This window comes from Pseudomonadota bacterium, assembly GCA_018817425.1.
Classification (GTDB): domain Bacteria; phylum Desulfobacterota; class Desulfobacteria; order Desulfobacterales; family RPRI01; genus RPRI01.
In genome coordinates this window covers 1-22,460 of sequence record JAHITX010000094.1, presented here as the reverse complement: position 1 = coordinate 22,460, position 22,460 = coordinate 1, and the positions used below count along the sequence as shown (strand labels likewise).

20 protein-coding genes and 1 tRNA gene are annotated in these 22,460 nt (G+C 37.4%); 11 read left to right on the top strand and 10 right to left on the bottom strand.

Features of this window, described 5'->3' with window-relative positions; genetic code table 11:
* Positions 1-104 precede the first annotated feature (104 nt).
* From KKC46_16255 to cobB, 5 genes are all read left to right on the top strand, one after another.
* The gene (locus KKC46_16255; protein ID MBU1055352.1) at positions 105-1,313 is read left to right on the top strand and encodes a hypothetical protein; all 1,209 of its coding nucleotides are present in this window, start codon (positions 105-107) and stop codon (positions 1,311-1,313) included.
* Between the two features lie 197 nt (positions 1,314-1,510).
* Positions 1,511-2,821 (top strand): dissimilatory-type sulfite reductase subunit alpha, encoded by a 1,311-nt coding sequence (gene dsrA / locus KKC46_16250; GenBank protein MBU1055351.1) that lies wholly within the window; start codon positions 1,511-1,513, stop codon positions 2,819-2,821.
* A 12-nt stretch (positions 2,822-2,833) separates the two neighbouring features.
* Complete coding sequence (gene dsrB / locus KKC46_16245) at positions 2,834-3,979, top strand: dissimilatory-type sulfite reductase subunit beta (protein MBU1055350.1); 1,146 nt, start codon at positions 2,834-2,836, stop codon at positions 3,977-3,979.
* Between the two features lie 63 nt (positions 3,980-4,042).
* The gene (locus KKC46_16240; protein MBU1055349.1) at positions 4,043-4,282 is read left to right on the top strand and encodes a dissimilatory sulfite reductase D family protein; all 240 of its coding nucleotides are present in this window, start codon (positions 4,043-4,045) and stop codon (positions 4,280-4,282) included.
* 24 nt (positions 4,283-4,306) lie between these two features.
* Positions 4,307-5,725, top strand: coding sequence for a hydrogenobyrinic acid a,c-diamide synthase (glutamine-hydrolyzing) (cobB, locus tag KKC46_16235; protein ID MBU1055348.1), 1,419 nt, complete (start codon positions 4,307-4,309; stop codon positions 5,723-5,725).
* A 123-nt stretch (positions 5,726-5,848) separates the two neighbouring features.
* Here cobB and KKC46_16230 read toward each other — a convergent pair.
* Positions 5,849-5,936 (bottom strand) — tRNA-Leu (locus KKC46_16230).
* Between the two features lie 92 nt (positions 5,937-6,028).
* On the opposite strand from KKC46_16230, the gene maf reads away from it, so the two are divergent.
* Genes maf through KKC46_16210 form a run of 4 tightly spaced genes read left to right on the top strand, consistent with a single transcriptional unit; the run spans position 6,029 to position 9,741 of the window.
* Positions 6,029-6,658 carry a septum formation inhibitor Maf gene (gene maf / locus KKC46_16225; protein ID MBU1055347.1) on the top strand — a complete coding sequence of 210 codons (630 nt, stop codon included), beginning with the start codon at positions 6,029-6,031 and terminating at the stop codon, positions 6,656-6,658.
* A gap of 9 nt (positions 6,659-6,667) precedes the next feature.
* On the top strand, positions 6,668-7,363 hold the full coding sequence (locus KKC46_16220) for a YggS family pyridoxal phosphate-dependent enzyme (protein ID MBU1055346.1): 696 nt from the start codon (positions 6,668-6,670) through the stop codon (positions 7,361-7,363).
* Positions 7,360-7,887: an epoxyqueuosine reductase QueH gene (locus tag KKC46_16215; GenBank protein ID MBU1055345.1), complete on the top strand. Its 528-nt coding sequence runs from the start codon at positions 7,360-7,362 to the stop codon at positions 7,885-7,887. The genes KKC46_16220 and KKC46_16215 overlap by 4 nt, the downstream gene beginning before the upstream one ends.
* Before the next feature lie 15 nt (positions 7,888-7,902).
* The gene (locus KKC46_16210) at positions 7,903-9,741 is read left to right on the top strand and encodes a M48 family metalloprotease (protein MBU1055344.1); all 1,839 of its coding nucleotides are present in this window, start codon (positions 7,903-7,905) and stop codon (positions 9,739-9,741) included.
* Between the two features lie 6 nt (positions 9,742-9,747).
* On the opposite strand, the gene KKC46_16205 is transcribed toward KKC46_16210, so the two are convergent.
* The 8 genes from KKC46_16205 to KKC46_16170 all read right to left on the bottom strand — a co-directional run bounded on the left by KKC46_16205 (position 9,748) and on the right by KKC46_16170 (position 19,966).
* A complete protein-coding gene (locus KKC46_16205) occupies positions 9,748-12,051 on the bottom strand; it encodes a GspE/PulE family protein (GenBank protein ID MBU1055343.1) in 2,304 nt (767 codons plus the stop codon).
* 90 nt (positions 12,052-12,141) lie between these two features.
* The gene (locus KKC46_16200) at positions 12,142-12,384 is read right to left on the bottom strand and encodes a hypothetical protein (protein MBU1055342.1); all 243 of its coding nucleotides are present in this window, start codon (positions 12,382-12,384) and stop codon (positions 12,142-12,144) included.
* Between the two features lie 297 nt (positions 12,385-12,681).
* Entirely contained in the window at positions 12,682-13,473 is a 792-nt protein-coding gene (locus tag KKC46_16195; GenBank protein ID MBU1055341.1) for an enoyl-CoA hydratase/isomerase family protein, read from the bottom strand.
* 190 nt (positions 13,474-13,663) lie between these two features.
* On the bottom strand, positions 13,664-15,439 hold the full coding sequence (locus KKC46_16190; GenBank protein ID MBU1055340.1) for an N-acetylmuramoyl-L-alanine amidase: 1,776 nt from the start codon (positions 15,437-15,439) through the stop codon (positions 13,664-13,666).
* A gap of 25 nt (positions 15,440-15,464) precedes the next feature.
* Positions 15,465-18,083, bottom strand: a complete 2,619-nt coding sequence (mutS, locus tag KKC46_16185; GenBank protein ID MBU1055339.1) for a DNA mismatch repair protein MutS — start codon at positions 18,081-18,083, stop codon at positions 15,465-15,467.
* Positions 18,084-18,127: 44 nt separating this feature from the next.
* Positions 18,128-18,508 (bottom strand): hypothetical protein, encoded by a 381-nt coding sequence (locus tag KKC46_16180; GenBank protein ID MBU1055338.1) that lies wholly within the window; start codon positions 18,506-18,508, stop codon positions 18,128-18,130.
* 42 nt (positions 18,509-18,550) lie between these two features.
* Positions 18,551-19,036, bottom strand: coding sequence for an HIT domain-containing protein (locus tag KKC46_16175; GenBank protein ID MBU1055337.1), 486 nt, complete (start codon positions 19,034-19,036; stop codon positions 18,551-18,553).
* Positions 19,037-19,231: 195 nt separating this feature from the next.
* Positions 19,232-19,966, bottom strand: coding sequence for a UPF0280 family protein (locus KKC46_16170; GenBank protein ID MBU1055336.1), 735 nt, complete (start codon positions 19,964-19,966; stop codon positions 19,232-19,234).
* 458 nt (positions 19,967-20,424) lie between these two features.
* Between KKC46_16170 and KKC46_16165 the strand changes: the two genes are divergently transcribed.
* Positions 20,425-20,763, top strand: coding sequence for a helix-turn-helix domain-containing protein (locus KKC46_16165; protein ID MBU1055335.1), 339 nt, complete (start codon positions 20,425-20,427; stop codon positions 20,761-20,763).
* Entirely contained in the window at positions 20,757-22,079 is a 1,323-nt protein-coding gene (locus KKC46_16160; GenBank protein MBU1055334.1) for a type II toxin-antitoxin system HipA family toxin, read from the top strand. Before KKC46_16165 ends, KKC46_16160 begins: the two co-directional genes overlap by 7 nt.
* Here the strand turns inward: KKC46_16160 and KKC46_16155 are convergent.
* Positions 22,080-22,460, bottom strand: a 381-nt coding sequence (locus KKC46_16155) for a tyrosine-type recombinase/integrase (GenBank protein ID MBU1055333.1), incomplete at its 5' end; no start/stop codon positions are given.

Sequence of the window (22,460 nt, the reverse complement as noted above, 5' to 3'; positions counted from 1 at the left end):
CGTTTCAGTTTGGTCAAGCTCAAGGCGGGAGAAAATTTCAACCACAGGAATACATCGGGTATTTCGAGGATTGGAATTTGAGCCCAACGCAGAGATCGGCCAAAATGGGCCGTTTTGAAACTGGCTCACCAGTTAAGTTTTTCCTGACCGGTCAGGAAAAACTTATCAACCCTGACAGCGAGCTCTGGAATACGCCGCTGCCTTCAAACAGAAAAAATACACAAGTAAAATCGAGTGAAGATAATCCCGATACTATTACTTATGGAGATTATTTTGAAGCTGCTGCTGCTTTTATTAAAAAAAATAACTATGAAATTATATTAAATGCTTTGTCTTATTCAAAACAGGAGATATGTCTTGAGCAAATAGATGAGATACAGATTTTACTTGTAAAGCATGGTCAGTTTTATCATCCGGCAAAGGTTGTAGCCGTTGCACTCAATTCCAAAATCCCCTTTGTTTTAAATGTTGCCGTATCACAAGACGGTATCAAATGTTCCGAAAATGAGTATTTGACTTTACAAAGGCTTCATCAAGAAATACCCAATGATTTGATTCCATTTGTGTATGGATATGGCAGTATTATATCAAAAAGGAATAATCTTCCTATCAGTATGTTTCTCGCCCGGTGGTTTGAAGGATATAATGAATTTCATATTTCAAAGGACCCCGCAGACGGTAGAAATAAAATAATTGTGTGGGATCATATCAATGGCAATGTGTTTATATCAGATGATCATGCCACAGAAATATACCGGCAGGCTGCCATGATAATGACTTTTTTTTATAACATTTTTACATTTGAGCAGATATTTCCATGGCATCATGCGGCTGGAGATTTTGTAGTAAAGATTACAGATAACAAACCTGATGTAAAACTTATAACCGTCAGACAATATACTTCTTTATACGCAATAGAGAATATGACTGATTGTTTGCTTGCAGATTCTAATGAGGTTTTTGAAGGATTACTGATGTTTCTTGCAGTACTTTCAATAAGGATGCGTCTTGATAGGTTAGATGGAACAGGTAATATAGTCTGGGCTGATAATAAAGCGGTCGAAGGAACAATAAAAGGCTTTATGGATGGGATACTTATAAAAATTGAATCAAATAAGATTCCAGGTGATTTTAATCATAATCTTATAGATTATCTCTTATCCTATTCTAAAGATCAATTGATGGAGCTATTAACTATTGTTGTAAATTCATTTAACCAATCAGCACCGGATATCATGGTTATAAACAAAAACTTGCCCAGACATTCCGGGGAATTATATGAGGCAATAAGAAATTTTTTAGCTGTATCCTGACATTCCTTTTTTATTGACAAGGAAAAATAATAATTTTATACGATAAACTCCTTCGGAATAATGATTTTAAAAAGAATATTTTATAAAATAATATAAATGTGCTAGAGCGAGGGGAGGTGAACGCGGAAGCTTTGGTTATATAATTTGTTGTTCTTTGCTTGTATACTTAGTCATAATAATAACATGGAGGTAAAACAATGAAACATAAGACCCCTTTGTTGGATCAGCTTGAAAGCGGGCCATGGCCTAGCTTTGTATCTGATTTAAAGCAAGAGGCAGATGTAAGAGCTAAAAATGCAAAAGGTATAGAATACCAGATCCCAACAGATGTATGTGAAGATCTCCTGGGAATATTGGAACTTTCTTTTAAACATGGAAGAACTCACTGGAAACATGGTGGAATCGTTGGTGTTTTTGGTTACGGTGGTGGTGTTATCGGAAGATATTGTGACCAACCCGAAAAATTTCCGGGTGTAGCACATTTTCACACTGTTCGTGTAAGCCAGCCGGCCGGTAAGTTCTATTCAACAAAATATTTAAAGCAACTTTGCGATCTGTGGGAAATGCGTGGAAGTGGTATTACTAATATGCACGGATCAACAGGTGATATAGTCTGGATCGGCACAACAACTCCACAGCTTGAAGAAATATTTTTTGAATTGACCCATAACCTTAATCAGGATCTGGGCGGTTCAGGTTCAAACTTAAGAACTCCTTCAGATTGTATAGGTACAGCACGATGCGAGTATGCATGTTATGATACTCAGCACTTATGTCATACTTTTACAAATGAATATCAGGACGAACTTCATCGTCCTGCTTTTCCATATAAATTTAAATTTAAATTTGACGGCTGTCCAAACTGCTGCGTTGCTTCAATAGCACGCTCTGACATGTCTTTTATTGGTACATGGCGTGATGAAATCAGGATTGATCAGAAGGAAGTTAAAGCCTATGTCGGTGGCGAATATCCACCTAATGGTGGCGCTCATTCGGGACGCGACTGGGGCAAATTTGACATTCAGAAGGAAGTAGTTGGTCTCTGCCCGACAGGCTGCATGCGTTATGAAGGCGATAAGCTTGAAATCAACGACAAAGAATGCACAAGATGCATGCATTGCATCAACGTTATGCCTCGTGCTTTAAGAATCGGTAACGACAGAGGCCTTTCAATACTTGTTGGAGCTAAGGCCCCGATCCTTGATGGTGCTCAGATGGGTTCTTTGCTTGTTCCATTTATTAAAGCTGAAGATCCTTATGATGAAATCAAAGAAGTTGTCGAAGCTGTTTGGGATTGGTGGATGGAAGAAGGGAAAAACCGTGAAAGACTTGGCGAGCTGATTAAACGCCAGGGTTTCCAGAAACTTCTTGAAATGACAAACATAACACCGATGCCGCAGCATGTTCAAGAGCCCAGATCCAATCCTTACATCTTCTGGAAAGAAGACGAAGTTGAGGGCGGCTTTTCACGTGACATTAACGAATTCAGAAAACATCATCAGAGATAGGGGGTAAAGACAATGGCATTTATATCCTCGGGATACAATCCAGCAAAACCGATGGAAAACAGAATAACTGACATCGGTCCGAGACAATATGATGAGTTCTATCATCCGATCATTGCTAAAAACAAAGGCCAATGGCTGTATCATGAAATTCTTGAGCCGGGTGTTTTAGTTCACGTTTCAGAAACAGGTGATAAATTATTTACAGTAAGAGTAGGTGGTTGCCGTCTTATGAGTTGTACTCATATTCGTGAAATCTGTGAAATTGCGGATAAGCATTGCGGTGGACATTTACGGTTTACTACAAGAAACAATATAGAATTTTTCACAGACAGCTTAGAAGGTGTTGCTGCTTTGAAAAAAGACCTTGAAAGCAGAAAATTTGACGGCGGAAGTTTCAAATTTCCTGTGGGCGGCACAGGCGCCGGAATAACCAATATAGTTCATACACAGGGATGGATTCATTGCCATACCCCTGCAACCGATGCTTCAGGGCCGGTAAAAGCAACTATGGATGTTCTTTTCGACGATTTCAAAAGCATGAGAATGCCTGCACATCTGCGTGTTTCTCTTGCCTGCTGTCTTAACATGTGCGGCGCTGTTCATTGCTCTGATATCGCTATTCTCGGATATCACCGCAAACCTCCGCTTCTGGATCATGAATATCTGGACAAGATGTGTGAAATTCCTCTTGCAATTGCCTCATGTCCCACAGCAGCCATCAAACCTGCAAAAGTAGAAGTTAATGGAGCAAAACTTAACAGTGTTGCAGTAAACAATGAAAGATGTATGTTCTGTGGTAACTGCTATACAATGTGCCCCTCCATGCCTCTTGCTGATGATGTCGGCGACGGTATAGTAATCATGGCCGGTGGTAAGGTTTCCAACAGGATAAGCACTCCAAAGTTTTCAAAGGTTGTAGTTGCTTTTCTTCCCAATGAGGCTCCGCGTTGGCCCCAGACAACAGCTGTAATTAAGAAGATAGTAGAAACTTATGCCAATGACGCAAACAAATATGAGCGTCTTGGAGAATGGGCAGAAAGAATCGGATGGGAAAGATTTTTTGATAAATGTGAAATTCCGTTTACTCATCATCTCATCGATGATTTCCGTGATCCGGCTTATTTTACATGGCGTCAGACAACACAATTTAAGTTCTAGTCGTTTTTAACATATAACCGGGGTATTTATTGCCCCGGTTTATACTATTTGTGAGGCCATAAAATGGATGAAGAAGCTTTAAAAAAGACAATAGTTGAAACTCTTCAAGGCAAAAAAGGAAAATCCAAATTTTATCTTAAGGATTTCTACGCAATGGCTCCTGAAGAAAAACCAAGAGCTGTAAAAAATCTGGTAAATAAAATGGTTGGCGAAGGGACACTTGAATACTGGTCAAGCGGAAGTACTACTTTGATTGGTCTCAAAGGTGTAGGCAAACAAGCTCACGCTGAAGACGAAGATTAATTTTATTAATTAATGCCGGATAATATGGTTTTCCCAAGAGTAGTTATTTCAGCAATAAGAGGCGGCTCAGGAAAAACTATTATATCTACCGGCATAATTTCCGCTTTAAAACTTGCCGGAAAACAAATATATCCTTTCAAAAAAGGTCCTGATTACATTGATTCGGGCTGGCTTGCCCTTGCTGCGGGCCGGCCCTGCTACAATCTGGATACTTTTCTTGCACCTGTAGAGCAAGTTCTTAATTCATTTTTTTCCCACTCTGTAAATTCAGGCTTATCAGTTATTGAAGGAAACCGCGGATTATATGATGGTATAGATGTTGAAGGAACTACTAGTACAGCAGCGCTTGCAAAGCTTTTAAAAGCACCTGTTATTTTATGTATGGATTGCACAAAAAGTACAAGAACAATGGCTGCGGTTGTATTAGGTTGCCTGCATTTTGATCACGATATTGATATCAAAGGCGTAATACTAAACAGAGTGGCCGGATCAAGGCATGAGAATATATTAAGAAAAACTATTGAGCATCACACCGGAATATTCGTGCTTGGTTCCATTCCAAAGCTTGGGAAGCAAAATTTTCCCGAAAGGCATATGGGGCTTGTTCCGACACCGGAACATGAATGGGCGGGTAATTCAATTTCTGCCGCAGCTGACATGGCAAAGAAATATATAAATCTTGATATGCTTTTTCAGATCGGTGTCAATGCCCCGGATCTTTCGAAAATAAGTATTAAGGACAAAATACCTGAAAAAAAAGTTAGTACTTTGACAATATCTTCTGAACATAATCCCAGGATAGGTGTTATCAAAGATTCCGCCTTTCAGTTTTATTACCATGAGAACCTTGATGCCCTTATTTCAGCCGGAGCCAAACTGGTGTACTTAAGCCCTCTGTCTGATAAAAGCATTCCCGATATTGATGCATTATATATCGGAGGCGGCTTTCCTGAAACTCATGCCAAAGAGCTTGCCGAAAATACTTCTTTCAAAGAAAAATTAAAGTTACTGGCAGCAGAAGGCCTTCCTATTTACGCCGAATGTGGTGGTCTGATGTATCTGGGCAAAGAACTTATTTTTAATGGACAAACCTATGCCATGGCAGGAGTTTTACCGGTTGTTTTCGGATTTTCAAAAAAACCCCAGGCTCACGGATATACTATTTGTAAAGTTAAAGAAAAAAATCCGTATTACGAAGTTGGAAGCAAAATCTATGGGCATGAATTCCATTATTCTAATGTTCTTAAATGGGATGGGGATGAAAAAGATCTTGCTTTCAGTTTGGAAAGAGGAACAGGATTTATAAAAAAACAAGATGGAATTATTTTTAAAAACGTTTTTGCCACATATACCCATATTCATGCATTCGGCACACCTGACTGGGCAAAAGCCATGATAAATAATGCTATCAATTACAGTAGTAAAAAAACCAAATCCCAATAATCAGATCTCAAATTGAAGTAACTATTCAGTGAAAAGAAATAAAAATTGGGGAAAAAGACGGGTACAATCCACAAAAACAAAGAAAAAAGGGATTAGCCAAGCCAGCTAAACCCTTGATTCCTTTGGTGCCTAGGACGAGACTTGAACTCGTACAGGGATAAACCCCGAGGGATTTTAAGTCCCTTGCGTCTACCAATTCCGCCACCCAGGCATCTTTTTCAAATACATGCTATAAAAACTATTGTCAAGAATTCATGTCCGTATTTATTGTAAATAATTTTTTCTTCTGGTAACAGTGATTATATGGATATAAATTATAAAAAAAACAATGCTCCCTTTTTGATTCTGGCCTCAAAATCCGCCCGCAGAAGGTATCTGTTAAAACAGGCCGGTATTAATTTTTCCGTAATTCCAAGCGATTTTGATGAAAATACTGTTCCGGTTTCTTCTCCCGAAATATATGTAAAAATCCTTGCCGAATCAAAAGCAAAATATATATCGGATAAATATCCTGATAGCTGGGTAATAGGAGCTGATACGATTGTTGTAATAAACGGAAAGATTCTTGGAAAACCTTCAGATCGTGATGATGCCAGAATAATGTTGAAAGACCTAAGCGGTCAAACCCATGAGGTAGTTACCGGCTATTGCATATGCTGCAAAGCAAAAGAAAGATCTTTTTCCGAATCGATTATTACAAAAGTATTGTTCAAGGATTTATCTGAAAATGAAATTGAGTGGTATATTCACACAAAGGAGCCTTTCGATAAAGCCGGAGGATATGCTATTCAGGGCTTAGGCACCTTTCTTGTAAAAAGCATAAACGGTTCTTATACAAACGTTGTTGGTTTGCCGGTTTGTGAAGTTATTGAATTTTTGATAAAAGAAGGCATTATAGGTTTTGATTCGATAAAGAGGATCAATAATTATTAAGGAAAAATATTGAAAGAAATAATTACCAAAATCAAAAATCGAATTTCCAAAGCTGCAACTTCATGTGGCCGTAACCCCGAAGATATTAAAATTATCGCAGTAACAAAAACAGTACCTGCGGATAGAATTCTAGAAGCAATAGAATCCGGCATGCAAATTATTGGCGAAAGCTATATTCAGGATGCCAGAGATAAATATCTTCTTTTGTCATCAACCGATGTTTCATGGCATTTTATCGGGCATCTTCAGACAAACAAGGCAAAATATGCCGTAAAAATGTTTGATCTGATACATACTGTTGATTCATACAAACTGGCAGTAGAGCTTGATTCGCAAGCTAAAAAAATCAATAAGATACAGCAGATACTTATTCAGGTTAATATTGGAAAAGAGAAGTCAAAATCAGGAATTACGGAAGAAAACGTTTTTGACCTTATAAAAAATATAAGCGGTCTTAAAAATCTGTTAGTTAAAGGCCTGATGGTAATTCCGCCATTTTTCGATGATCCCGAAAAATCAAGGCCATATTTTGCCGCTGCAAGATTATTGCGAGACAAAATAATAAAGTCCCTTGATTTGGAAGGTATCGGAAATGTTTTGATGGATGAACTTTCCATGGGAATGACCGGAGATTTTGAGACGGCAATAGAAGAAGGAGCAACTCTTGTAAGAATAGGAACCGCTATTTTTGGTGAAAGAAAATGAAAATTCTTCTTCACATATGTTGTGCGCCTTGCTCTATCTACCCGGTAACAATACTACGTAATGAAAAAATGAATGTTTCCGGATATTTTTATAATAACAACATTCACCCATACACCGAGTATAAAAATAGGCGGGATACTCTGGTTCAATTTTCAAAACAAATTGATCTAAAAGTAATCTATCGCGATGATTACGATTTAGAAGGCTTTTTGCAAAAAACTGCTTTCAGGGAGAAAAACAGGTGTATTGTCTGTTATTACGAACGTTTAAATGCAACTGCCGTTTTTGCAAAAGAAAATAAATTTGATTTTTTTACCACAACACTTTTGTATAGCGTCTACCAGAAACATGATGTTATCAAAGCAATAGGAGAATCTTTGGGAAAATCCATTGGAATTGAATTTTACTACAACGATTTTCGCACAGGATGGAAAGAAGGGGTAGATGAATCAAGAAGGCTGGATCTTTACAGGCAGAAATATTGCGGTTGCATATACAGTGAAAAAGAAAGATATCTGAAATAATAATAATAATCTCATATGTTTAAAAACTTTATATATTTTATTTTTTTTGTTCTGATATATTCTACAAATACTTATTCTGAAGCCAAAGGAAATGGCATTTCACTTGAAAATGTTTTCCTGTTTTTTGGTTTAGCAATAATATTTTCATGTATTTCTTATCTGAAATTTAAAAAGCTTGAAAAAAGTATTTTATACGAAAGCATCCGTTTTGCTGAACACAAATTTGAATCTTTATCAACGCAACTCTTAATACTTGCCATTTTTCTTTTTGCCATAAACATTTACTGGTTTGCACTTCCTTCTTATACTCAAAAGATTAGTCTTTTCAGATCAGCCCCTACTTTTGAAGCACTTCTATTTATATGTCTTTTTGTATCTTATCTATCTATTGTATGGGCATGCTCATATGGGGCTTACCAAAAACTTTATCCTTCTGATGAAATGTCAAGACGTTCGTACATAACATCAAATATTTCTTTTGGTGTTCCTGTTATCCTGCCCTGGCTGCTGCTTTCAGTCATTATCGATATAATTAATAACCTGCCATTTGACGGTCCTAAAAACTTTCTTTCAACTACTTTCGGCGAACTTGCTTTTGTAATATTTTTTCTTTTTATAATCGCCATCACCGGCCCTGTCATGATTCTTAAAATCTGGAGATGCAAACCTCTTGAACAGGGAGAACATCGCTTTTTAATCGAAGAGATGTGCAATAGGGCCGGTGTTAAATTTTCAGAGATTTTATACTGGCCGCTGTTCGGAAACAGAATGATCACAGCAGGAGTCATGGGACTTGCAAAAAGATTCCGCTATATTTTAGTTACAAAACCGCTTTTACGAGTACTTGATCCTGATGAAGTGAAAACCGTAATAGCCCATGAAATAGGACATGTTAAACGGCATCATCTTGCATTTTATCTTTTGTTTTTTTTAGGCTACATAATAGTATCGTTTTCCGTGCTTGATTTAATCTTATATGCCGGAATTTATGCTAAACCAGCATTTCTTTTTTTAAGCGGTTTGGGGGTAGAATATTCAACTGTTATATCAATTTCGTCAGGCATCTTAATAATTGCAATATTTCTTGTGTATTTCCGATTTATTTTTGCGTACTTTATGCGAAATTTCGAACGCCAGGCAGATGCTTATGTTTATTCATTTTTTACCAGCGCAAAACCTCTCATATCCGCATTTCAAAAAATCTCATACATTAGCGGACAACCTCCTGACAAACCAAACTGGCATCATTTCAGCATAAAAGAACGGATTGAATATCTTTATAAATGTGAGGATGACAAAAGCTGGATAAAGCGCCAAGACAGAAAAATACAAAAAAGCATCGCTGTTTATCTTGTGTGTTTGATCATTACAGGAGTTATCGGATATAATTTGAATTTCGGGGAAAGCAGTAAAAGAATAAAAATATTTTTTTCAGAAAAGATAATTCTTGGTTTAATCCAGGATAATCCGGATGATCAAAAATTTCCTGCCATGCTTGGAGACCTGTACTACAGTATCAACCTTTATGAAAAAGCAAAAAATGCTTACAAACAATCTCTTTCTATTGATTCCAAAAATCCAGAAGTTCTAAATAACCTTGCCTGGCTTTACGCAACTTGTGAAGATAAAAACATAAGAAACGCTAATCTGGCGATTATATATGCCGAAGCTGCGGTAAAAAAAGAGAAAGCCCCCCATACACTCGATACTCTGGCCCAAAGTTATTTTGTAGCTGGCCGGTATAAAGACGCTGTAGAAGCTGGAAGGAAAGCTCTTTCGATGGCTGGAAAAGACAAGCAGTATTATGAAAAACAACTTGCTAAATTTACAGATCATCTGCAAATGGGCCGGTAAGAGAAACTATTTAATACAGACCTTTCTTACCTGCAGCAAATCGGTATGCCCTTTAAAAATTTTATCTATTCCATCCTGTTTAAGCGTAGTCATACCATCCTTTATCGCCTGATTTCGTATATCCTCAATTTTGGCCAGACTCTGAATCAGACTTTTCATCTCATCGGTGCCCATCAGCAGCTCATGGATGCCCATACGACCCTGATAACCCGTATTATTACACTCATCACATCCATTGCTTTTGTATAAAACAAGATCGTCCGTGTAAGGGATATGAAGATTTTTTTCAAAAGCTTCCTGACCATATTCTCTTAAAAGTTCATCATATTCAGCTTGTGTAGGATGATAGGTCTGCTTGCACCTGCTACAAAGCGTTCTTACAAGCCGCTGGGCAAGAATACATAAGATAGCATCGGCAAAATTAAAGGGATCCATACCCATATCAAGAAGCCTTGTTATGCTTTCAGGAGCGCTGTTTGTGTGAAGTGTTGAAAATACAAGATGGCCTGTCAGAGAAGCTTCTATACCTATATGAGTGGTTTCTTTATCACGCATTTCACCTACCATGATAACATCAGGGTCGGCTCGCAAAAACGATCTCATTGCGGCAGCAAAGTCAAAGCCTATCTTGGGCTTAACCTGAACCTGTCTTAATCCTCTTTGTGTGATTTCAACAGGGTCTTCCGCTGTCCATATTTTTGTTTCGGGCTTGTTGATATAGCTGAGCGCTGAATGAAGCGTTGTTGTTTTTCCCGAACCGGTAGGACCGCACACAAAAGCTATGCCGTAAGGCTTGGTTATGGCGCCTATAAAATTATCATAATTCTTCTCTGAAAAACCCATTTTACTAAGAGGTAAAGGTTCTCCCGCCGCCAGTATACGCATAACCACATCTTCAAGCCCGCCCTGGGTCGGAACGGTTGCAACACGAAGCTCTATATCTTTTCCACCATATTTTTTAAACTTTATCTTTCCATCCTGCGGTTTGCGACGTTCGGCAATATCAAGGTCGGACATGATTTTTATACGGGATACAAGCGCATTTTTATAGCTGTACGGAACCGTCTGATAAAGTGTGCAGGCGCCATCAATTCTTATTCTTACCTGCGTATTTTGTTTTCCGGGATAAGGTTCTATATGTATATCAGAAGCCCTTCTTGCATAAGCATCAAGAATTATTTTATTTACAAGCATAACAACCGCACTGTCTTCTTCCCCTACACCGGCCTCGGCTTCTTCAATCTCCTCCGATTCTGCTGCAAGTTTGGAAAGGATGTCATCTATACCTGCAAGCTCTTTTTCATCATGCGTAAACAGCTTGATAAGATCAAGTATATCCTGTTTTAAAGCCACGGAAAATATCAGGGTTTTACCGGGAAATAAAGCCTTAATTTCATCTATCTTCTGAATATCCTGAGGGTTGTCTATCGCTATTATGATTTTATTTTCTTCTCTTCGCAAAGGAACCCAAAGGTTATTACGCATGAAAGGAACTTTTAATCCTGTCAAAAGATCACCCGGAATCGGAAAGGTAGGAGTATATTCGGCAGATGAAACCTTGTAATATTCCGCAAGGGATTTTAATATTTCCTTTTTTGCGATCTTTAATTCTGATATTAAAATATTTTCAACATTTTCTCTTCGCTGCCTTGCATCAGATATCGCCTTTTCAAGTTCTTTCTGTGTAAGAATATGATTTTCCAAAAGGTAGTCGAATTTTGTAGCTCTGGACTTTGCTATCCGTTTTTGATTATAAAGGGCAATGCCAAGAATTTTTGCAAGCTCTTCAACGGCATGTTCATCTATTTCTTTAAAAGAGGAACCGTCTTTCCGGTTAATAAGCTGAATTACTCCCAGCAAATACTTTTTAAATATGATCGGATAAGCAAGTACTTGTTTTGTAACAAATCCGGTTTTCTTATCCCAGCTTTTATCAAATTTTAATACAGCATCAATTGAGGCAAGTTCTTTCTCATCGTACACGTTTTTAATATTAATCAGCTTCTGTTTCGTGGCCGAATACCCGGCGAGACTGTTTATGGAAACGGGAATACGAATTTCAGATACCTCGGAACCGGATTTAAATCTTGAGACAAGTTCTCTTGTTTTCCCGTCAACAACGAAAACAGTTATTCTTTCAGCTTCAAAAAGCGAAGTTATTTCATTTTTAAGGTTAACCAGTATCTCGTCCAGATTTGAAGCGGCATATATTTTATTGCATATATCCTGTAGCTTTGTCCTGGATTGAACCTCTGATTTAAGGTTTTGCACACTATCTTTGGCATTAAAATTTTCAGTATTTCTCAGCATAAGCTTTTTATCACCGTATAATTTTATTATCCTGCCGGAATAATAAGATCTAATCTGCAAAACAATAGTTAATGCACTTGCCGTTTAGATTTAATTATCCGGCTCTTTACCATTAGATTTGCCACAATATTTATAGATTTTTTTAAGCCCGCCACCAACCAGTAAAACACCCAGAAGATAAAAACAAAACTTGATAAAGTACTTTTCGGAAGAAAGATGTTTGATCTGTTCCAGCTGCTCCATTTTATATGGAATCTGGTAAAATACGCCGATTCCTGCAACAATAAGGGCTATCGCCCATATCAGCTGGATAATTATTTTTGGTTTTTCCATACCGGTCTCGTTATATTTAAAACTGATAGCATCAGTTTTTATGTCCCGCTAAATAGAGGCTTATATTATCCAATTATTACGGCTATGTCAATTGTTTACAATCGAGCCAGTTTCAAAACGCCCCATTTTGGCCGATCTCTGCGTTGGGTGAAAATTTTAATCCTCGAAATACTCCATGTATTCCTGCGGTTAAAATTTTCACCCGCCTTGAGCTTGATCAAACTGAAACGTTTTGAAAGTGGCTCAATCAATAAATTATTATAGTTAGCGGTAAGTCACATCAAGATGCAAAACCTGTTAATCTTTCAGGCTGCCTTTAAAAACCGCTTTTCTTTTTTCAAGAAAAGCGGTTGTGCCTTCATTTTTATCCTTACTTGACATACACAAGGCAAATGCATCTGCTTCTATGCTGCACCCGGTAACAAGATCAGCATTAATACCATTGTTAACGGCCTGCTTTGCGGCACGTAAAGAAACTTTTCCTTTTGAAGCAATCAGTTTAGCCGTTTTAAGAGTCTCTTCCATAAGGGCATCAGGAGCAAAAACTCTGTTTACCAGCCCGATTGTCATCGCCTCTGCTGCCGGAATCATCTTGCCGGTAAAAATCATTTCCTTTGCCATATTAGTACCAATAAGCCTGGGAAGTCTCTGAGTACCTCCAAATCCAGGGATCAGGCCAAGATTGATTTCAGGCAGTCCGAACATGGCTTTTTCGGAAGCATATACTATATCACACGCAAGTACAACTTCACAGCCTCCGCCAAGCGCAAATCCGTTTACGGCAGCTATAACCGGTATAGGCAATTCCTGAAGCCTGCCAATGAGAGTTTGACCTTTTTTTGCAAATATTTTACCTTCAAGCGAATTAAACTTGGCAAGTTCGGTAATGTCGGCGCCGGCAACAAAAGATTTTTCCCCGGCACCGGTCAGAATAAGTACCCGAACATCTTCATCACATGAAATATTATCAAGAGCGTCGGAAAGCTCTTTAAATAATTCCTCGTTTAATGCATTAAGTGCTTTGGGCCTGTTAAAAGCGATAGTTGCTATTTTATCTTCAACTGTAAAAATAATATTTTCGTAATTCATAATTGTACCTCCTCCATATTAAGACTCTTATAACGTAATTAGGTAATATTCTATTTAAGATTTAAAATTGCTCATGTTGTTATAAGTTCACGGTTCATGGTTCATGGTTCATGGTTGGTTCCTTTGAGTCCTGTATCTCTTTAACCTTTAACCATGAACTTAAAAAACTGTGAACCTGAGCAGTTATGATTTAACCGCCTTTTTCAGGTGATTCTCTCAAAAAAGCGGTAGGATTTATTTCATTTATATAGCTGCGGATGCCTTTGATTATGCCATCGCATAAGTGATCCTGGTATTTGGAACTGCTTAACCGTTGGCATTCTCTCTTATTGCTGATAAAAGATGTCTCTATTAATATGGCCGGCATCTGCGCTCCCAATAAAACATAGAAAGGCGCCTGCTTAACGCCTTTATTTTTTATCATGCTGTATTTTCCATTTAAATGCCTGCAAACAGATTCCTGCACATGGCTTGCAAGGCGGCTTGATTCGTTTATTTTGGCATTTTGCATAAGATCATCTAAAATTGTTTGTAAATCACTAATGTTTTTTGTTGAAGTGGCATTTTCGCGTGCTGCTACCTGAATAGCGTCATTGTCTGTAGCAAGATTTAAAAAATATGTCTCAATACCATATGCCTGTTTATTCCGGGCAGCATTGGTATGCAAAGATATAAAAAGATCTGAATTTTTTGTGTTTGCGATAGCCGTACGCTCTTCAAGAGTAAGATATTTATCACTGCTTCTGGTCATTACTACTTCACAATTAAGCTCTTTCCGGATTTTTTCAGCAAGCTTTTTGCCTAATAGAAGAACAATATTCTTCTCGTGTGTTCCTTTTACATAACCTGGAGCCCCATAATCCTGTCCTCCGTGCCCCATATCGATAGTAATTTTTTTAACACCCAGAGCAAACTGCTTGGCCAGATCCCCAGTTCCATTTTCTTTGTTTTTTGAAGATGCATAAACCTGTTTATCTTCTTCATCACGGGTTCCCCATACATCTATTACAACCCGAAACGGATTTTTAAGGGAAAATATTTTATAGGTTTTAAAAGATTTAATATCAACAACAACTCTTACTGTTTCAGGCATATACTGTCCTGCTCTTGCATCAATCAGTAAATCATCATTGATCGGAATTACCTTTTTTATGTTGCTGCCAAGTCTGCTGTTTTTTAAATCTATGAACAAACGTTGAGGTTTATTAATGGATGGGTCCTGTTTTAACAATTTGTATGTATATACTGTTTCATCATCCGCATCGATAACAATTCTTGTGTAATTAGGATTCGACCAGTGCCTCAAATCCTTTATCGTTGCAATGCCTGTGCTTTTTGAACCTGTGCTTTTCTTATCATATTCATTCTGAGTGTTTATCTGCTCAATAATATCTTTGATCGAATCCGAAATTTCCGCCGGCAAATCAACATCGGTTCCAAATTGTTTTTCACTATCTTCTTTTAAACCTGTTTCCGGTCCATCAAAACTTACGTCCTTTCTATCAGCTAATTTTTTTTCCGAAATGTTTTCAATTTCTTTTTTGGCTCTAACAAAATACCTACTGTCCGGAAAACGTTTTATTATCCGTTCATACGCATCAAGAGACTCATTTTTATCCGATTTTAAATAAGAATGTTTATAAAGTTCATAATAAAGTTGGCCGGACATATAAAGACTTGCGGCAGCCCAGGGTCCTTCCGGATCTTCACGATATGCGTTTTCAAATTTTTTAATGCATTCCAGCCAGAACTGCCTGTATTTTTGCCTGGCAGTATTATTTCTTAATGATTTATAGGCAACTTCTGCTTCAAAGTATTTACTTTTCGCGTTACCGGCAAATGATACGCAAGACTGACACAGGATAATAGCAAGATAGAAGACTGCAAGATAAAACATGTGTCTTCTTAATTTTAAAATTATATTACGCAAGATTCCGCTTTCATCTTTGCAGATTTGTTGATTCATTGCTTAACCACCCCGGTTTGTTTCATTATGCGTTATTCGCCTTTTCCTGTAGTTCGTTAATGAAATTTAATGCGTCAAGAGGAGTCATTTTTGTTATATCAACATTTTTGAGCCTTTCAACAATAAAGTTTTCAGGTTTCGGAAACATATCAAGCTGAATTTGGCCATGTTTTAATCCGGACTCGCTTTGGGCAAACAAAGGCGTCCCGCTTATTGCATGTTCATCTTCTATCTTATAAAGAATTTTTTTTGCTCTTGCTATAATTTTTTCCGGAATACCTGCAAGCCTTGCAACCTGAATTCCATAGCTCCTGTTTGTTCCGCCATCAACCAGTTTTCTTAAAAATACTATTTCATCATTCCATTCTTTTACTAAAATATTAAAATTTTTCACCCGCTTTTTTGTTAAAGCCAGATCAATCAGTTCATGATAATGTGTTGCAAACAGTGTTTTAACCCCTTTATCATTAAGATCATGCAGATATTCGGCAACCGCCCATGCTATACTGATACCATCAAAGGTACTGGTTCCCCTTCCTATTTCATCCATTATAATAAGACTTCTTGCACTGGAATTATTTAAAATATTAGCTGTTTCCTGCATCTCAACCATAAAGGTACTTTGGCCTGACGAAAGATTATCCAAAGCCCCAACTCTTGTAAAAATTTTGTCGGTAATATTTATTGAAGCTTTTTGAGCAGGCACAAAGGACCCGATATGCGCCAAAAGAACGATCAGTGCAACCTGGCGTAAAATTGTTGATTTTCCCGCCATATTAGGACCGGTTATTATAAGAATCTGATTGTTTTCATCATCCATAGTTATTGAATTAGGCACAAATCTTTCGCCTGTTATCATTTTTTCAACTACCGGATGGCGGCCTTCTTCTATTGATATGATACCTTCATTGTTCAAATCGGGTTTTGAATAATTATTTTCATGGGCAACTTCGGAAAGTGCACCAGCACAATCAAGCCTTGCTATAAAATGTGCAATCTGTTGAATAGCCGGATTAAGTTTTGCAACTTTTTCTCTTATTTGAGAAAATAATTCATGTTCCAGGATGTTTCTTCTGTCCTGTGAATTTAGAATATCCTTTTCATATTGTTTCAGTTCATCAGTAATATATCTTTCAGCATTAACAAGCGTTTGTTTTCTTATATAATGAGCGGGCACAAATTTTGACTGGGATTTCGATACTTCTATATAATATCCGAAAACCTTATTAAACCTGACTTTAAGAGAATTTATTTTTGTTTCTTCTTTCTCCTTTGCTTCAAGCTTTGCAAGCCAACCCTTGCCCTGGCTTGACGCTTTTATAAGAGCATCAAGTTCTTCATTAAATCCTTCTTTTATCAATCCCCCCTCATTTAATACAGGAGGGGCATCTTCTCTGATTGCTTTTTCAATTATTTCTGCAAGGAAATATAAATCATCGATTTCTTGATCCCATGCAAAAAAAGGTGATTTGAAATTTTCAACACAGGTTTTTATTGAGGGAATTGTAAAAAGAGAATATTTAAGCGCTACAAGATCTCTGGCATTACAATGGCCCATTACAATTTTACTTCCCAGGCGCTCTATGTCATAAACGGTTTTTAAAAGTTCCCTTATATTTTTTCTATCCGCAACATCATTTACTAATTCTTCTACCGCATCTGTCCGGTATAGTATTTCTTCTTTGCTTTGCAGCGGATATCTTAACCATCTTCGCAAAAGCCTTCCGCCCATAGGTGTTTTGGTGCAATCCAAAACACCAAGAAGTGTTCCATGCTTTGTACCGGTTCGTATGTTTTTAAATATCTCAAGATTCTGACAGCTTGTTTCGTCAATAAGAAGATATTTTTCAAGATTATAGGTTTCAATTGAGGTAAGATGCCCTGCGCTTTGCTTCTGGGTTTCGCGTATGTAATATATCAGCGCCCCTGCGGCACAGATGCCTGCTTTTTTATCCTCACATCCGAATCCCTCAAGCGATAAGGTTTTAAAAAGCTCGACAAGTCTTTCGCGGGACTTGTCAAAATCAAATTTATTGTCATCAAGATAGGTAACAGGAATTGTGTTTAATCCATTTATCAAACCGGATAAAGATTGATCGCTTTTTGATATTTGGGGCAAAAGTATCTCACTTGGAGCAACTCTTTGTATTTCTTCGGCAAGAAGTAAAAGATCGCCGGTTTCTGTCAATCGGAACAGCCCGGTTGAAATATCAATACAGGAAAGTCCAAAGGTATTTAAATTACGGGAAACTGAAAGAATATAATTATTGGCTTTTTCATCTAAAAATTCATCTTCGATGATCATGCCAGGAGTAATAACTCTTACAACGTCTCTTTTAACAAGGCCTTTTGCTTCGGCAGGATTTTCCTTTTGATCGCATATAGCAACCTTAAAGCCATTAGTAATTAATTTTGCAATATAACTCTTCACAGCCTTGTGAGGAACCCCGCACATTGGCACAGGATTCTCTTCTTTTTTATTTCGTGATGTTAAGGTGATTTCAAGAACTTTGGATGCTGTTTTGGCATCCTCAAAAAACATCTCATAGAAATCTCCCATTCTATACAAAAGTATTGCATCAGGATAGTTTTGTTTAATGGAAAGATACTGTTTTATCATTGGTGTTGCGTTAGATGGATACATACAGCAAGGCACTCTTGAAATAATTTAAAACTAAAAATGAAGTATTAAATGTGTTCTATCTGTTTTTGTTCTTTCTGGTTTTGTTTGTCCTGGAATGTAGATACTTCTTTTTTAATAGAAGCAACCTCATTTTTAAGATCAGCAATCTTTTCTATATTAGACTCTATAGTATAATTTAAGCCTTTAATTATATTATTTAATGTAAAACGTTCAAATAGCGCTACTATATATTCGACAAGATATCCTGCAACAAAACATATAAGCATAATTATCCCTACATGTAATGCCGGGGTATTGTATTCTTTAAGAACATAGAAGTTTATGACAAAACTTTTCTTCTCAAGAAGAAAAGCAATATTTTGCACAACAAACAAACCTAAGACTCCCAAAATGACTGATAAAAGTCCTATTTTGAATTTTTTCATTTGAATCTCCTGTTTTTTTGCGAGTCCATATTTGATTTTGTCTTACAACCCAGCCAAATTATCAAAGTGTGGTTTTAAATTATTATAAGTAGCCATTATATGCTCAGGGATAACTCTTACATCGGCAAATACTGTAAGCGCATTTGTATCGCCGAACCATCTCGGCACTATATGAAAATGCAGATGCTCTTCAATGCCTGCTCCGGCAACCTTTCCAAGGTTTAAGCCTACATTGAATCCATCCGGTTTCATTACAAGCTTTAATATTGATATTGATCTATCCACAAGTTCAAGCAAATCCGCTTTTTCTTTTCTGTCAAGCTCATCCAAACCGGCAATGTGCTTAACCGGTGCAACAAGAAGATGGCCGTTGATATAAGGAAATTTATTCATTACTACCATGGATAATTTCCCCTTAAACAGAGTCAGGGCGTCATCTTTGCCTAAAGCATTACAAAAAACACAACCTGAACTTTTATTATTATCAAGAATATATTCTATGCGCCAGGGTGCCCAAACAGTTTTCATTACAACCTCTAGTTTATTATAACGGCTGCGCCGTTTATTAAGGGTTCAAGGATTCAAGGGGTCAAGGGTTCAAGGGTTCGAGTGAAACACCACAAATCGCCAAGCATGGAACCCTTGGCCCCTTGAATCCTCATATGCTCAGCAGCTCTTTTGTAGGTAAACCAAACCTTTTAATTGCCAAATAACAAGCTGTATCTACAGAGACACCACCTCTATATCTCCCCAGAAACCGGCAGCATCACCAATTATAATAACAATCCCTTTAACACCTTCAATTGTATTGCCGAATTTTATAGCATCATTAATATCTTTTTTTTTCTTAACACGATTTCCTAAAGAAGTTGCCACAGCATCCGCAAGAGAACATGAATCAGATACTATACAAACCGCATCGGCTTTTCCAAAGCTAAGCGAGTGGCCCACAGTCCCTGATGAGGTACATACTGCAACAGGTTGACCACAAGAGTCAATACGCAATCCGATTTTAAGACTCAATGGAGAATCAGCAGCATAAATGCCGACTGTAAGCGCATTATTTGTTTTAAAAAATACATCTCCGCCGTTTTCAACTATTACTTCATCCGAATATAGCAAAAGATCATTGCCGACATTTTGCGCAACAGCACCTGCTACAGCAGCCATCGGACCAACCCCGGCTTTTTTACCGGCATTTATCATATCTCTTATAATTTTTGGTGCAAAGCCTTCGATATTCCATGGAACTATCGTTTTTAAAAATTCAGGATTTTCTCTGATATACTTTTCAATAAAACCTCTGTGTTTTAAAACCATCTCCAGAGTTAATTTATTTAATGGCTTTTTGGCATGTACCAGTAAATCCGTTTCCTGGGAAATAACATTAAACGAAACAAGACTATCCGATTTTATTAAATTCCGGTAAGTTCTTTGCTGATATCCGGTACTTATCATATATTTTCGTTATTTTACAATTGCCGGTTAAAATAATGTGCAAGGCTTATAAATTATTTCCTATATATCAACTAAGCATTATTAAAGCAAAAATTTTTTTAGAATGGAATATTTAATAATCAGAAATCAAGCGGACTTTTGGCCTCCTTTAAGGTTTGGCTCTTTACCGTATGGGCATATAATCTCCTTCTTCCGGATAGCTTGAGGGTTATGTTACATTAACAAAGGTTGGTATATTTCATAGTTGACGTGGCATTACTGCTGAAGCTTCACCACCATACTACACAATCTTTCTTAAGGTGTATATTTTTAACCCTTAACCCATAGTATTGTATATAATGTGTAAATATTTGCTCTTTATAAAAATAATTTGCATTATTTAATATTGTGGTTTATAATATGCCTAATTTTAAACTTTAATCAACTATAATACTTTAATATACACTATTGGTGACATTATGGCATTCAATAAAATATCCCCGGCTGCTATAGCGGAACAATTAGGAGACAGACTAAAACAAGCGAGGTTGAATACCGATTTAACCCAGGACCAATTGGCATCAAAAACCGGTTTAAGCAGGAGAACGATTCTGAATGCAGAAAAAGGTAACGTCCAGCTAAAAAATCTGGTCGCAATTATGGCTGGACTGGACTTGGCAGACCACCTTAATTTTTTCTTACCCGCACAAGAAATATCTCCTTTACAATTGGCTAAACTAAAAGGGAAAAAACGACAACGCGCTTCAAGATCTCAAAAGAAAGAATTACCAATCAGAGAGGATAAGCCTTTATGGTAATAGAAGTCGTTAGAGTAAAATACAATGGGCAAGATGTTGGTGCTGTCAGTTTTAATGCTGAAACAAGTGTAGGTGCATTTGAGTTTGAATCTCGCTTTATTAAAACTGGCATAGAGCTTTCGCCTATAAAAATGCCTTTATCCAAAAGGATTTACTCGTTTCCGGAAAATAATAATGAAACTTTCAAAGGGTTACCTGGCTTAATTGCCGATTCTCTGCCTGATGATTTTGGTAATGCGGTGATGAATGCCTGGATAGCTGCTCAAGGAAAGTCAGCAAAAGAAATCACCCCATTGCAACGCCTTCAATATACTGGCAACCGTGGCATGGGGGCATTAACCTATTCTCCGGCAATCCAACGAAAAAACTTGAATAAGTCTCAACATATTGAAATCCAATCTTTGGTTTCTATCGCCCAGGAAATTTTAGCTAAACGAGAACAATTCAAAGCAACGCTTGGGTCACAAGGACAAGAAAATAAAGAAGCAATGATGGCACTATTATCTGTTGGTATGAGTGCAGGTGGTGCCAGACCTAAAGCAGTACTTGCATTTAATAAAGACTTCACTCAGGTGAGATCTGGGCAGACAGACGCACCTGAAGGGTTCACTCATTTCGTAATGAAATTTGATGGAGTCAGTGAAACGAACAAAAATAAGGAAACATTTGGAGACCCAATGGGGTATGGCACAATGGAATATGTTTATCACCTCATGGCAAAAGCATGCGGGATAGATATGATGCCCTGTCACTTGCTGAATGAAGGAAACAGACGCCATTTCATTACCAAACGGTTCGACCGGAACGGCAATCATAAGATACACATACAAACATTAAATGGTATAGCACATGTCGATTATAAAAAAGTCGGTTCTTATTCATATGAGGAAGTATTCTCACTTGCAAGAGATCTTGGATTAAGCCCGAATGATGCATTGCAAATATTTAAACGCATGGTTTTTAATATCATTGCACGTAATCACGACGATCATTCTAAAAATTTTGGATTCATGCTGGATAACCAGCATCAGTGGCAATTGGCTCCAGCCTATGATTTAGCTTACAGTTACAAACCAGGGAGTCTTTGGGTAAGCAGTCATTGGATGAGGCTCAATGGGAAGAGAGACAATTTTATACGTGAAGATTTCTATGGCCTTGAAAAATTAAGCCCGATATTTGTCAAACGGAAAATTGATCATATCATTGACGAAACCACAGAGCACATTTCAGCATGGAACGAATTGGCAATTGAGCATGGCGTTCCAAAATCATTGGTAGAAATGATAAATAACAATTTACGATTGAAAATCAAATAATCAGAAATCAAGCGGACTTTTGGCCTCCTTTAAAGTTTGGCTCTTTACCGTATGCGTGTAAATCATAGTGGTTCTTACATCACTATGCCCCAGCAACTCCTGAATGGTTCTTATATCATAGTTAGCCTGCAATAAATGACTGGCAAAACTATGGCGAAAAGTATGAGCAGTGGCACGTTTGGTAATCCTTGATTTGTCTACCGCTTTTTTTATCGCCTTTTGCACAAGAGTTTCATGAAGATGATATCGCCTGTATTTCCCGCTCTTTTGTTCATAGGTTAATTGTATTGCCGGGAAAAACCACTGCCATGTAAAACTCTTTGCTGCATTTTTGTATTTTGCCTCTAATGCATTTACTAAAAAAACTCCGGCATATTTTTT